This window comes from Mycobacterium sp. (assembly GCF_025933915.1).
Taxonomy (GTDB): Bacteria; Actinomycetota; Actinomycetes; order Mycobacteriales; family Mycobacteriaceae; genus Mycobacterium.
The window spans coordinates 1-14,599 of sequence record NZ_JAICZA010000121.1 but is presented as its reverse complement, the minus strand read 5'-3'; the positions used below and the strand labels follow the sequence as shown (position 1 = coordinate 14,599).

The 14,599-nt window shown below is 69.8% G+C and carries 3 protein-coding genes and 1 pseudogene; 1 reads left to right on the top strand and 3 read right to left on the bottom strand.

Annotation, left to right across the window (positions count from 1 at the left end; translation table 11 throughout):
* A partial coding sequence (locus Q0W90_RS17800; protein WP_297775502.1) for a type I polyketide synthase occupies positions 1-10,442 on the bottom strand: 10,442 nt, incomplete at its 3' end.
* Between the two features lie 417 nt (positions 10,443-10,859).
* Entirely contained in the window at positions 10,860-11,210 is a 351-nt protein-coding gene (locus Q0W90_RS17795; protein ID WP_297595123.1) for a hypothetical protein, read from the bottom strand.
* A 171-nt stretch (positions 11,211-11,381) separates the two neighbouring features.
* Here Q0W90_RS17795 and Q0W90_RS17790 point away from each other — a divergent pair, with 171 nt between their 5' ends.
* Positions 11,382-11,717 carry an RNA polymerase-binding protein RbpA gene (locus Q0W90_RS17790; RefSeq protein WP_297595122.1) on the top strand — a complete coding sequence of 112 codons (336 nt, stop codon included), beginning with the start codon at positions 11,382-11,384 and terminating at the stop codon, positions 11,715-11,717.
* A gap of 8 nt (positions 11,718-11,725) precedes the next feature.
* Here Q0W90_RS17790 and lnt read toward each other — a convergent pair.
* Positions 11,726-14,317: pseudogene (gene lnt, locus Q0W90_RS17785) on the bottom strand (apolipoprotein N-acyltransferase).
* Positions 14,318-14,599: the final 282 nt, after the last annotated feature.

Below are 14,599 nucleotides of genomic sequence, written 5' to 3'. Positions count from 1 at the left end.
TCGGGATAGAGGCCCAACGCGATCATGACGTCACGGAAGTTGGCGGCGATGGCCGACAGCGCCACCCGCACCTGACCGGGCCCCAACGGCGCGTCGGCGTCGGGGATCCGCTCCAACCGCAGGTTCTCGATCGTTCCGTAACTGCTCATGCCGAGTCGCCACGGCCCGTCATCGGGGGCCACCAAGAGACCACCTACGGCGCGGCTGCCGAGCACCCGGGCGGTGTGGACCATTCCGTTACGCAGCAATGCCTGCGGCTCACCGACCGCCAAAATGGCTGCGATCGCGTCAGGATCCAGGGGCGCATCGGTGTCGACGAGCACAATCCGACCGGGATGTTCGGTCTGCGCCGAGCGCACCAGCCCCCACACCGCCGCGCCGGCCAAATCGGTGACGTCCTCCCCCGGCAACGCCATCGCGCCCCGGGTTGACACCACCAAGGTTCCCGCCCCGTCGCTGGCCAACCACGACTGCAGCACCGGCAGCACCGCGCGCGTGGCCGCATAGACTTCCGTCACGACGTCACCGGCCACCGGCGCGGATTCGAACAGCACCGCCGATCGCGCGGCCTCAGCGTTGTCGGGTTCGCCGGATGCCGGTGCGCCCCAAGCGGACACGGATACCGGCTGCACCGCCGACGCCGGCTGAGCGGACCAGATCAACTCAAAGAGCCGGTCCGGCCCCGAATGCGACACCGCGGCCAGTAGCTGCTGATCGGTGACCGGACGCGCCACCATCGAAGCCACGGACAGCACCGGCAGCCCCAACCCATCGGCCAATTCGATCGACACCGCTGACGACCCGGCGGGGCCCGTCGGCATGATCCGCGCGCGCACCGCCGCCGCCCCCGCTGCGTGCAAGGACACCTGCTGCCAGGAGAACGGGACCAGCATCGACCCCTGGTCAACGCCCATACCGTCAGATTCGTTGGACGCCAGGATGACCGCGTGCAACGCCGCATCGAGCATCACCGGGTGGACCCCGAACCCGGTCACCGACACGCCGGCGTCTGCGGGCAGGCTCACTTCGGCGAAGATCTCGTCGCCGCGACGCCACATCGACGTCAAGCCTCGGAATGCGGGCCCGTACCCGTAGCCACGCTCGGCCAGTTGTTCGTACCCGTCGCCGACATCGATCGGGACCGCACCCACCGGCGGCCACTCCGACAGATCCGCGCTCGGCCGCACCGACCCCGCGCGCAGCACGCCTTCGGCGTGCAACGACCATCCCGAGCCCACCTCGGCCCGCGAGAACACCGACACCGCGCGGGCACCCGAATCGTCCGGCCCGCCGACCACAACCTGAACCGAGACCGAGCCACCGGCCGGCAACACCAGCGGCGCCGCCAGATTCAGCTCGTCGACAACTCCGCAGCCCACCTCGTCGCCGGCGCGGATCGCCAACTCGACGAACCCCGCCCCGGGGAACAGCACCACACCGCCGACGGCATGATCCGCCAGCCAGCCCTGCGTGCTCGGCGACAACCGGCCGGTCAGCACCACGCCGCCGGTCGCCGGCAGTTCCACCACCGCACCCAGCAAGGCGTGTTCGCCGGCCGCCAGGCCCAGCCCCGCGGCATCGGCCGGGGCGCCGTCGCGCGCGAGCCAAAAGCGCCGCCGGTCAAAGGCGTAGGTGGGCAACTCGGCGAGGTTTGCCTTGCCGATCGCACCGCGCCAGTCCACGTCCATCCCGGAGACGAACCCCTGCGCGAGGGCGTCGACCAAAGCCATCGGCTCCGGGCGGTCCTTGCGCAGAGCCGACATCGTCGCCACCGGGTTGTCGGCCAGTGTCTCTTCGATCGATGCGGTCAGGCCGCTACTCGGCCCGACTTCGAGGAAGCGGGTTCCGCCGGCCGAATGGACGAAATGCACGCTGTCGGCGAATCGCACCGCCTCGCGGACGTGCCGCTTCCAGTACGCCGCGGTTCCGAAGTCATCGCTGGCCAAGTGACCGGTCACGTTGGACACGATCGGGATGACGGGCTTGCCGATGGCGAGTCCCGCTGCGACAGTACCGAATTCGTCGATCATCGCGTCCATCAACGGAGAATGGAACGCGTGCGAGACGGCGAGTTGGTGGACGCGGCGTCCATCGGCGCGAAGCCGGTCTGCGATCGCGGCCACCGCGCCTTCAGTTCCCGAAATCACCACCGAGGCAGGCCCGTTGACGGCCGCGATGCCCACCTCAGGCACCAGCAGCGGCCGCACCTCTTCCTCGGTAGCCTGGACGGCAATCATCGCCCCGCCCGCGGGCAGCGCCTGCATGAATCGGCCCCGCGCGGCCACCAGGACCGCGGCGTTCTTCAGCGACAGGACTCCGGCGGCGTGGGCGGCGGACAGCTCGCCGATCGAATGGCCCATCACGAAGTCGGGGCGCACGCCCCAGGATTCGAGCAGCCGGAACAGCGCAACTTCCACCGCGAACAGCGCCGGCTGCGCGAATTCGGTGGTATTCAGCAGGCTTTCGTCCTGGCCCCACATGACGTCGCGCAGGGGCCGCAGCAGGTGTTGATCCAGTTCGGTCAGGACGGCGTCGAAGGCCTCGGCGAACACCGGGTACGCGCCGTGCAATCCCCTACCCATGCCGAGTAGCTGGGAGCCCTGGCCGGGGAAGACGAAAACGGTCTTGCCGCCGGGCGTCGCGGCCCCCCGAGCGATCGAGGGAGCCAGGTCGTCCCCGGCCAACTCGTCCAGCCCGGCCAACAGGCTCTCGCGGTCGCGGCCGACGATGACGGCCCGCTGTTCGAAGGACGACCGGCCCGCCAGCGTCCACCCCACGTCGGCGACGTCCAGTTCTGGGTGGGCGCGCAGGTGGGTCGCCAACCGGGCTGCCTGACAGCTCAATGCCGACGGCGATTTCGCCGACACGGTCCACGGCAGCACCGGCGCCTTGGGTCCGGATTCCCGATGCGGGGCCTCCGGACCCGAAACCGACACTGCCTCGACGATGACGTGAGCGTTGGTGCCGCTGATCCCAAACGACGACACCCCGGCGCGGCGCGGGCGAGCCGCGCTCCAGGGCCGCGCCTCGGTCAGCAACGACACCGCACCCGACGACCAATCGACGTGCGGGCTGGGTTCATCGACATGCAATGTCGCCGGCAACATCTCGTGGCGCATCGCCAGAACCATCTTGATCACACCGGCGACACCCGCGGCGGCCTGCGTGTGGCCCATGTTCGACTTGATCGATCCCAGCCATAGCGGCTCACTCGAACCCCGGTCCTGCCCGTAGGTCGCCAACAACGCCTGCGCCTCGATCGGGTCACCCAAAGTGGTTCCGGTGCCGTGCCCTTCGACGACGTCGACCTCCGACGCCGCGAGCCCGGCGTGGGCCAGCGCCGCGCGCACCACCCGCTGCTGCGAGGGACCGTTGGGCGCGGTCAGCCCGTTGGAGGCGCCGTCCTGATTGATGGCGGAGCCGCGCAGCAGCGCCAGCACCGGATGACCCAGGCGCCGTGCGTCCGACAGGCGTTCCACCACGAGCATGCCGCCGCCCTCGGAGAAGCCGGTGCCGTCGGCGGCCCCCGCGTAGGCCTTGCACCGGCCATCCACGGACAGCCCGCGCATCCGGCTGAATTCGACGAAGATATCGGGTGTGGCGTTGACCGTGACGCCGCCGGCCAGCGCCAGATCGCACTCCCCCGAGCGCAGCGACTGCGCCGCCATATGCAGCGCCACCAACGACGACGAGCACGCGGTGTCCACCGACACCGCCGGGCCCTCCAGCCCCAACGCGTACGACACCCGGCCCGACGCGACGCTCGACGACTGGCCGGTGAGCCGGAAGCCCTCCGCGGTGGGCGCGGCGTCCATGCCGTAGCCCTGCGTGTACACGCCGGCGAACATGCCGGTGGCGCTGCCGCGCAACGCGCCGGGTTCAATTCCCGCCCGTTCCAAGGCCTCCCAGGAGAGCTCGAGGAACATGCGTTGCTGCGGATCCATGGCGAGCGCCTCGCTCGGCGGTATGCCGAAGAAGGCGGGGTCGAAGTCCGCGACGCCATCGACGAAGCCGCCGGTGCGGGTGTAGCAGGTGCCCGGAACGTCGGGATCGGGGTTGTACACGCCCGCCAGATCCCAGCCGCGATCGCTCGGGAATTCCGAGAGGACGTCGCGGCCCTCGGCCAGCATCTGCCACAGGTCCTCGGGGGAATTCACCCCGCCCGGATAGCGGCACGCCATGCCGACGATCACGATCGGATCGTCCTCGGTGACGCGAGCGGCCGGGGCGTGCGTGATCTCGCGCGGGACCCCGGCGAGCTCGGTGCGGATATAGCCGGCCAGGCCGTTGGGGGTCGGGTAGTCGAAGATCAGGGTGGGCGAAAGCGCCAGTCCGGTAGCGGTTTTGAGCCGGTTACGCATCTCGACCGCGGTCAGCGAGTCAAAGCCCAGCTCTTGGAACGCCTTGTCCGGATCGATCGCCTCGGCGGTGGTGTTGCCCAGCACGGTGGCGATGTGGGAGCGCACCAGATCCAAAAGCACGGCGTGCTGCTCGGCTTCGGGCAGTCCGTCCAGGCGGTGCGCCAGAGCCGATTTCGATTTCGCGGCCGCCAGCGAATCGTCGACCCGGCGCCGGGTCGGCGCGTTGACGAGGTCGGTGAACATCGGTGGCACCGCGACCGCGTGGGCGCGCAGCGCGCCCAGATCGATGCGAGCGGGGGCCATGAATGGTTCGTCGACGATCAACGCGGTGTCGAACAGTTCCATCGCCTCGTCCGAGGACAACGCCAAGATGCCGTCGCGGCCCAGCCGGGCGAGGTCGGCGGCGTCGAGTCCACCGGTCATGGCGCTGGCCTGGTCCCACAGCCCCCACGCCAGTGAGATCGCCGGCAGCCCGCGCGAGCGCCGATGCGCGGCCAAGCCGTCGAGGAACGCGTTCGCCGCTCCGTAGTTGCCCTGCCCCGACGAGCCCACCAGCCCGGCCATCGACGAAAACATCACGAACGCCGACAGATTCAGATCGCGGGTCAGCTCGTGCAGATTCCAGGCCGCGTCGACCTTGGCCCGCAATACCGCGCCGACTCGCTCGGGTGTCAGGGAGGTGACCATCGCGTCGTCGAGCACACCGGCCGCGTGGATCACGCTCGACAGCGGCCGCCGCGCCGAAACTTCGTCGATCACCGAGGCCAGTGCGGCCCGGTCGGCCGCGTCGCAGGCGATCACCCGCACCCGGGCCCCGGCCGCTTCCAGCTCGGCGATCAGCGCGGCGGATCCCGGCGCGTCCGGTCCGCGCCGGCTCAGTAGCGCCAGGTCCGCGACGCCGTGGTGCGTCACCAGGTGACGGGCCAGCGTCGAGCCCGCCATGCCGGTCCCGCCGGTGATCAGCACCGTGCCCGAGGCCAGGCCGGCGCCCGGCCCGGCGGGCAGGCCGACACCCGGCCCAGAAGGCATAGTCATGACGACCTTGCCGACGTGGCGGGCCTGGCTCAAGTACCGCAACGCCGCACGACCGCGTCGCACGTCAAAGGTCGTCACCGGCAACGGTTTCAGGACCCCGGCCTCGAACAGTCCGGCAAGCTCGAGCATCCACTGATGCATCCTGGGGCGGCCGGGCTCGAACAGGTCGAAGGCGCGGTAGCGGACACCCGGGTATTCCTGGGCCACCGCGTCCGGGTCGCGGATGTCGGTCTTGCCCATTTCCAGGAACATGCCGCCGGGAGCGACCAGGCGCAGGGAGGCGTCGACGAACTCGCCGGCCAGCGAGTCCAGCACCACATCCATGCCGCGGCTGCCGGTGACCGAGCGGAACTTGTCCTCGAACTCGAGGCTGCGGGAATCCGAGATGTGGTCGTCGTCGAAGCCCATGGCCCGCAACGTGTCCCACTTGCCGCGGCTCGCGGTGGCGAACACCTCCAGGCCCAGATGTCTGGCCAGCTGAACGGCGGCCATCCCGACGCCACCGGCGGCGGCGTGCACCAACACGCGCTGCCCGGGCTTGACCTCGGCCAGGTGGATGAACGCCATATACGCGGTGGTGAAAACCGCTGAGATGCCGGCGGCTTCGGCGTAGGACCAGTCGGCGGGCTTGCGCTGCAGCAGGCGGACATCGCCGGGCACCAGGGTGCCGCTGCCGTCGGGGAAGAAGCCGTACACCGAGTCGCCCACCGAGAAGTCGGTGACTCCCGGCCCGACCTCGACCACCACGCCGGCGCCTTCGCCGCCGAGCAGCGCCTCGTGGGTGAACATGCCCAGGGTGATCATGACGTCGCGGAAGTTGGTGGCGATGGCGCGCAGGGCCACTCGAACCTGGCCCGGCTCCAGCGGAGCGTCCGCGTTGGGAACGGGTTCGAGTTGCAGGTTTTCGAAGGTTCCCGCGCTGCTGATTCCCAGCCGCCAGGGCCGGTCTTCGGGTGGCGTCATGATGCCGTCGACCGCCCGGCTGCCGTGCACTCGTGCGATGTAGGCCTTGCCGTCCCGCAGCAGCACCTGCGGCTCACCGACCCCGAGAACGGTCGCTATCGCGCTATCGTCCAGCGCGGCATCGGAATCCACCAGTACGATCCGGCCGGGATGCTCGGTCTGCGCCGACCGCACCAGGCCCCACACGGCCGCGCCGGCCAGATCGGGAACGTCCTCCCCCGCCAATCCCATTGCGCCCCGGGTCGCGACGACCAGCACCCCGGAGTCGCGCTCGGCCAGCCACGACTGCACGGCGGCCAGCGCCTCGTGCGTGCGTCGATACGAGCCAGTGACCGGATCGTCTTCGGCGGCAACGGATTCAAACACCTCACGCGGGGGCGTGCCGCCGGTGGTCGCTGTCGCCGGCGACCACGCCACCTCGAAGAGCCGGTCCGGACCCGAGGCCGACACCGCCGCGCGCAGCTGGCGCTCGCTCACCGCGCGCGCCACCATCGCGCGCACCGACAGCACCGGCAAGCCCAGGCCGTCGGCCAGCTCGATCGACACTGCACTGGTGGCCGCCGACACGGCCGCCGCCGGGGCGATGCGCACACGCACCGCCGACGCGCCCGCGGCATGCAGCGACACGCCCTGCCAGGAGAACGGCAACACGACTTCGTCGGTGTGCCCGGCGGTTTGGTGGCCGATGACCAGCGCGTGCATCGCCGCGTCGAGCAGTGCCGGGTGCACACCGAACCCGTTGACGCTGCCGGCGGCGTCGGGCAACCGCACCTCGGCGAACACCTCGTCGCCGCGGACCCACGTCGCGGTCAAACCCCGGAAGGCCGGGCCGTATCCATAGCCGCGCGCCGCCAATCGCTCGTAGCCGTCCGCCGAGTCCACCGCGACCGCGCCCGCCGGCGGCCACGCCGACAAATCCGTGCTCGGCTCGACCGAGCCGGTGCTCAGCGTCCCTTCGGCGTGGCACACCCAGCCGGACCCGGTATCGGGGCGCGAGAAGATCGACACCGCCCGTTGACCGGATTCCTCGGCGGTACCCACCACGACCTGTACGGCAACCGATCCCGACCCGGAGCCCTTGGCGGGCAACATCAATGGTGTTTGCAGAGTCAGTTCGTCCACCGTCGAACACCCGACTTCGTCACCGGCGCGGATCGCCAACTCCACGAACCCGGCGCCGGGAAACACGACCGCACCGGACACCGCGTGATCGGTCAGCCAGCCCTGCAGACTCGGTGACAAGCGGCCGGTCAGCACCACCCCACCCGAGGCGGGCAGCTCGACGACCGCGCTCAGCAGCGGGTGCTCGCTGGATCCCAGCCCGAGGCCGGTGGCGTCGCCCGCAACGCCGTCGCCGGACAGCCAAAACCGGCGGCGGTCAAAGGCATACGTGGGCAGCTCCACGAAGCCGGCTCCGTCCAGCGCGCCGCGCCACCGCACGCTCACGCCAGCGACGAACGCGGTGGCAGCCGAGGTCAGGAACCTGTCGAGTCCGCCGTCGTCGCGTCCCAGGGTGGGAATGACTTTGGCTTCAGAGGCCTCGCTGTCACCGCCGGCCTGGTCGTTGACGGTGTCCTCGATCCCCGCGATCAACGCCGGATGCGGGCTGGATTCGATGAATGTCCGGTATCCGTGTTCGCTCGCGCTGCGCACCGCCTGGTCGAACTGCACGGTCTGCCGGATGTTGCGGTACCAGTAGTCGGCGTCCAAGCCCGCCGTGTCCAAGCGGTTTCCGGTCACCGTGGAAAAGAACGCGATGCGCGAGGAATGCGGCTCGATGCCGGAGAGCACCTCGGCGAGGTCACCGCGGATCGCCTCGACCTCAACCGAATGCGAGGCGTAGTCGACATCGATCCGCCGGGTCCGCAGTTCGAGGTCGGCGCAGAAACCGACGAGCTCGTCGAGCGCGTCCACGTCACCCGAGACCACGACGGCGGACCGGCCGTTGACGGCGGCGATGCTGACCCGAGTGCCGTAGGGCGCCAACAACTCCCGTGCCCGCTCGGTGCTGCAGGCGATCGACAGCATTCCACCCGGGCCGGCCAGCGACCGCAGCAGCTTGCTCCGCAGCGTGACGACGCGGGCGGCATCCCGCAACGACAACGCGCCGGCGACATGGGCCGCGGCGATTTCGCCTTGCGAGTGGCCGATCACGGCATCCGGACTGACCCCCACCGATTTCCATAGCTCGGCCAGCGACACCATCACCGCGAAGAGCACCGGTTGCACGACGTCGACGCGGTCCATCCCGGGGGCGCCGGGTGCGCCACGCAGCACCTCGATCAGCGACCAGTCGACGAATTCCGAGAAGGCCTCGTCGCACGCCTGGATCTGCTGCGCGAACACCGGTGCGGTATCGAGCAATTCGATACCCATGCCCGGCCATTGGGAGCCCTGCCCAGGGAAGACGAAGACTGTCTTGCCGGCCGGCGTCGCGGCGCCCCGGATAACGGACCCGGCCGGGTCGTCGCTGGCCAACTCGTCCAGCCCGGCCAGCAACCGGTCCCGGCCGGCGGCCACCACGACGGCCCGATGCTCGAACGTCGAGCGACCGGCCAGCGTCCAGCCCACGTCCGCGACATCCAATTCATCATGGGCGCGCAGATATTCGGCCACCCGCGCCGCCTGCGCCGCCAGCGCCGTGGCCGTCTTCGCCGAGAGCACCCACGGCACCACCGGCCGCGCCGGACCGGCCTCTCGCTGCGGGGCCTCCGGGGCCGCCTCGACGATCACGTGCGCGTTGGTGCCGCTGATACCGAACGACGACACCCCGGCCCGGCGCGGGCGAGCCGCGCTCCAGGGCCGCGCCTCGGTCAGCAACGACACCGCACCGGCCGTCCAATCCACGTGCGGGCTCGGCGCGTCCACGTGCAGCGTCGCGGGCAGCGTCTCGTGGCGCATCGCCTGCACCATTTTGATCACACCGGCGACACCCGCGGCGGCCTGTGTGTGGCCCATGTTCGACTTGATCGATCCCAGCCATAGCGGCTCACTCGAACCCCGGTCCTGCCCGTAAGTGGCCAACAACGCCTGCGCCTCGATCGGGTCACCCAAAGTGGTTCCGGTGCCGTGCCCTTCGACGACGTCGACCTCCGACGCCGAGAGCCCGGCATTCTCCAGCGCCGCCCGCACCACCCGCTGCTGCGAGGGACCGTTGGGGGCGGTCAGCCCGTTGGAGGCGCCGTCCTGATTGACGGCCGAGCCCCGCACGACCGCCAACACCGGATGACCCAGGCGCTGCGCATCCGACAGCCGCTCGACGACCAGCATCGCCCCGCCCTCGGACCAGCCGACGCCGTCGGCCGCGCCGGCATACGCCTTGGACCGCCCGTCGGGGGCCAACCCCCGGTGCCGGCTGAATTCCACGAAGACCGTCGGCGTGGCGTTGACGGTCGCGCCGCCGGCTAGCGCCAGATCGCACTCCCCCGAGCGCAGCGAGTGCACCGCCATGTGCAACGCCACCAACGACGACGAGCACGCGGTGTCCACCGATATCGCCGGACCCTCCAGTCCCAACACATACGACACGCGCCCCGAGGCGACGCTGGAGGTCATGCCGGTCAGTCGGTAGCCCTCGATCTCTTCGGCGAGCATGCCGTAGCCCTGGACGATGAGCCCCGCGAACACCCCCGTGGCGCTGCCGCGCAGCCCGCTGGGGTCAATTCCGGCGCGCTCCAACGCTTCCCACGACAACTCCAGCAACATGCGGTGCTGGGGATCCATTGCCAGGGCTTCACTGGGCGCGATCCCGAAGAAGGCGGGGTCGAAGTCCGCGACGTTGTCGACGAAACCTCCGGTGTTCACATAGCACTTGTGGCGCGCGTCGGGATCCGGGTCGTAGAGCGCCCCGAGGTCCCAGCCACGATCGCTGGGAAATTCCGAGATCACATCGCGACCGTCGGCGACCATTTGCCACAGCGACTCAGGACTGTCGACGCCACCGGGGAACCGGCAGGACATACCGACGATCGCGATCGGCTCGCTCGAGCGCTCCAGTAGCGCGCGGTTGGTGCGCTTCAGGCGTTCAACCTGGACCAGCGCTTTCCGCAGCGCTTCGGTCGCATGCTGGAGTTGGTCCACCATCACTAAACCTCGCCCTAACCCTCACCTAATGTCTGGCCGTCTTGTCCCGCCGGATGCGGTTCTCGCCGATTCACGGGATTTGCTGCACGAGGCGACGCCGTGTTTCGTTCGACCAGCGTCGTGCTGCTCTCCGACCCAAGAATGTTGCTGGTGAGTATGGCCAACTCCGACTGGATTTCAAAACGTCCGCTGTCCCCGGCTGCTACAGGACGGCCGGCTGGGACATGTGCGGCGTCCCGCACAGGCAAGTTGCGGCGCGGGGCGCCGGGTGAGCTCGCTGGACAAGGCTCCGCTGTAGATGTGCCCCATGGTCCATGGCGCGACTGTACCCGGCTGGCCATAGCTGGTGGTCAGGCGCATGTCGTGGGAAGTTCCGGCTGGCCGGTCGGGTCCTCGCGCGCGGCGCGAGCGATGCGGTCAGACACCTGCTCGGCGCCAGCCGTCGGCCGCCCGGGCGGCGTGGATCAGCGCCTCGCACAGCTGGCGGAGTTCGGTGGCCTCGGCGCCCTCCTCGAGTGCGGTGGCGACGTCCTCGGCCGCACATCGCACCTGGTAGACGCGATCCGAGAGGTCGGCCGCGTCGTCGGCCGACAACACCACCGCATCGTCGGGCACCGCCGCAGCGCCGTGCCGGTGCAACGAGGCCCGTTGTTCGTAGGCCCGCTGTCGGCACGATTGCCGGCAGTACTGGCGGCGACGGCCCATTCCCACGTCGGTGACGTCTCGACCGCACCAGCGGCAGGGCTGCGGGTGGGTGCGACGGCTCACGCCTGCCGACTTTAGTCGGGATTGTTTGGTGATCCCGGTATCATTGAGGGTCGCGTCGCGGATGCCGGTTTTCGCCGGGGAACTGCGCAGATCGCCGCGGCGTTGCTCATCGAGAGAGAATTGCACTACAGGAGCCGCAGAGCTCCGAAACGAGTTAAAGGAGTAGCACACATGGCTGATCGCGTACTAAGAGGCAGTCGCCTCGGGGCCGTGAGCTACGAGACCGACCGCAACCACGACCTGGCGCCACGTCAGCTCGCGAAGTACCGCACCGAGAACGGCGAGGAGTTCGAGGTTCCCTTCGCCGACGACGCCGAAATCCCCGGCACCTGGCTGTGCCGCAACGGCTTGGAAGGCACCCTGATCGAGGGCGACCTGCCCGAGCCGAAGAAGGTGAAGCCGCCGCGCACGCACTGGGACATGCTGCTGGAGCGCCGCTCGGTGGAAGAACTCGACGAGCTGCTCAAGGAGCGCCTCGAGATCATCAAGACCCGTCGTCGGGGCTGACCCGCGATTCAGGTGCGGTTGTCGGCCCCGGTGGCCGGAGTGGCGCGCGCACCTGACTTGCGGCCCTCGACGCCCCATCGGGTGACCTTGACCAGCGCTTCGCGGATATTCGAACCACTCATCTTCGACACGCCGAGTTCGCGTTCGGTGAACGTGATGGGCGCTTCGACGATGGTGAAGCCATTGCAGATGGTGCGCCAGGTCAGGTCGATCTGGAAGCAGTAACCCTTGGAGTCGACGCCGTCGAGGTCGATCGCCTCAAGAACCTCGCGACGGTAGGCCCGGTAGCCGGCGGTGATGTCGTGCACCCCGATGCCCAGCGCCAGCCGCGCATAGGTGTTCGCGGTCCAAGACAGCGCCCAGCGTCGCCACGGCCAGTTACGCACCGTCCCGCCGTCGACGTAGCGCGAGCCGATGGCCAGATCGGCGCCCTCGTCGACCGCGTCCAGCAGGCGGTGCAGCTGTTCGGGCGCGTGGCTGCCGTCGGCGTCCATTTCGACGAGCACCGAGTAGTCACGGCTCAATCCCCAGGCGAAGCCCGCCAGATACGCCGCGCCCAGGCCGTCCTTGGCGGTGCGGTGCATGACGTGGGTGCGACCGGCGTCGGCGGCCGCGAGCTCCTCGGCCAGCTGGCCGGTGCCATCGGGGCTGCTGTCGTCCACGATGAGCAGGTGCACGTGCGGGCATGCGTCTTTGAGCCGCCGGTGGATCACCGGCAGATTCTCCAGCTCGTTGTAGGTCGGGATGATCACCAAGACGCGCTGGCTGGGACGATTGCCCGGGGCGTGGGGCGCCGGCTGGCCGGTGGTCATGTAGCTCCTCTGTGTCGCCCGAAATCAAAAGATCGTCGGCCGTCCTGGTGGGACGGAGTGTCGTCACCCGCCGTCATCGGCCGGCGTGCGATCCCCGCCCTCGTCGGGCGCGGTGTCTGCGTCGTGCTCGCCGGGCGGGTGGTTGCCCGGGGTCGTACCGGCCTTTTCGGAAGGGCGTGTCGATCGACCCGAGGCTCTGGACCTGAGACGAATCCGACGCGGGAACCATCCATTGTGCCGTATCCCGGCCAAAACGACCGCCCCGGCCGCCGCGACCATGATCCACTGCAGCAGCGGCCCCCAGCGGGTGGCCGGCGTCAACTTGGTCTTGAGACGCACCTGCATGTCCAGATACGCGGGCTGGAAGAAGTCGGTGCGCGCCAACTCGCCACCGTCCGGCGCGATCACGGCGCTGATCCCCGTCGTGCCGGCGACCACCACATAGCGGTCGTGCTCGACGGCCCTGACCTTGGCGAACGCCAGCTGCTGTTCACTCATCGTCTTGTTGAAGGTGGCGTCGTTGGCCGGCACGGCCAGCAGCTGGGCACCGCCCAGGACCGCGTGTCGAGGGACGCGGTCGAAGATGACTTCCCAGCAGGTGGCGACCCCAACCGGCACCCCTGCCATGTGGACCACATCGGGGCCGGCGCGGGGCACGAAGCTTCCGGCGCGGCCGGCGTACCCGGACAGGTGTTTGAACAGCCACGGCATCGGCAGGTACTCGCCGAATGGCTGCACGATTTCCTTGTCGTGGCGTTCGGCCGGGCCGGTGGCCGGATTCCACACGATCATGGTGTTGGTGTAACGGGGATCCTCCGGCGGGCGTCCCGGGACCTCGAGCACGCTGCCGATCAGGATCGGGGCGCCGATCGCCGCGGCGGCCTGCGATATCTGCAGCGCGGCATCCGGGTTGACGAGCGGGTCGATGTCCGACGAGTCTTCCGGCCAGATCACCAATTGGGGTTGCGGGGCGGCCCCGGCGCGCACGTCGTCGGCCAGCACCAGCGTCTCCCGGACGTGGTTGTCCAGCACCGCTCGTCGCTGTTCGTTGAACTCGAAGCCCAGCCGCGGCACGTTGCCTTGTACCGCCGCGACGGTCACCGAGGGTTCACCGCCCGAGCCGGTGCCGGCGTGCCGCACCTGCGGCCAGACGATGACCGACGCGAACAGCACCAGGCAGATGCAGACGCCAGGCAGCACCACCGCGGGCGGCGCCGGCTCGGCTTCCGCGCCGCGCACCGGGTGACCGGAGCGCCACCACTTCATGATCTCCAGCGCGATGGCGGTGACGCTGAAACCCACCAGCATGATCGCCATGGACAGCAGCGCGACGCCGCCGAGCTGGACCAGCGGCAGGAACGGCCCGTGCGTCTGACCGAAGGCCACCGAACCCCAGGGGAAGCCGCCGAACGGGAACAGCGACTTCAGCCACTCCGCAGCCGCCCACACCAGCGCGAACCAGATGGGCCAGCCGGGGAGGCGGCGCACGAGGACGGCGCACAGACCGAAGACGGCGGGAAACAGCGCCGATACGGTCGCCAGCGCGATCCACGGGATGGGCCCGACCAGGAGCCCGACCCACGGCAGCAGCGGCAGGTAGAACGCCAGCCCGAAGAGGAATGCATAGCCCAGCCCTCCCGCCGGCGTCGTGGCGCGGTGAGTCAGCACCCAGGCCAGCAACGCCGCGGCGACGACGGCTCCCCACCACCAGTTCAGCGCCGGGAAGCTGGCGCACAGCAGCAGGCCGCCCACCGCGGCGCAGATCAACCGGGTCAGCCGGGGCAGCATCGCGGCCTGGGCGGCGGGCAGCCGCGCGATCAGTGCGGCCGTCAGCCCCGTCACCGCCCGGCGTGCCGCGGTCCCCACTCGATCGGTCAGCCGCGCGCGCTGGTCGGGCCGTTCCGGTTCCGCGGCGTGAACGTCGGCGGGCTCTTCGTCGCGCTCCGATTCGGCCTTGTCGCCGATCGGGTCGGTCTGCCGCGGGTCGGGCGCGGCGGTGTAGTCCGCGGGTTCGTCTTGGTCCAGGGGTTCGTCTTGGTCCGGCGGTTCGCCGCCGAGCCAGTGCCTAGC

Excerpts from the sequence above, each read along its gene's own strand:
- Q0W90_RS17790 (WP_297595122.1), top strand. The coding sequence starts at position 11,382 with ATGGCTGATCGCGTACTAAGAGGCAGTCGCCTCGGGGCCGTGAGCTAC.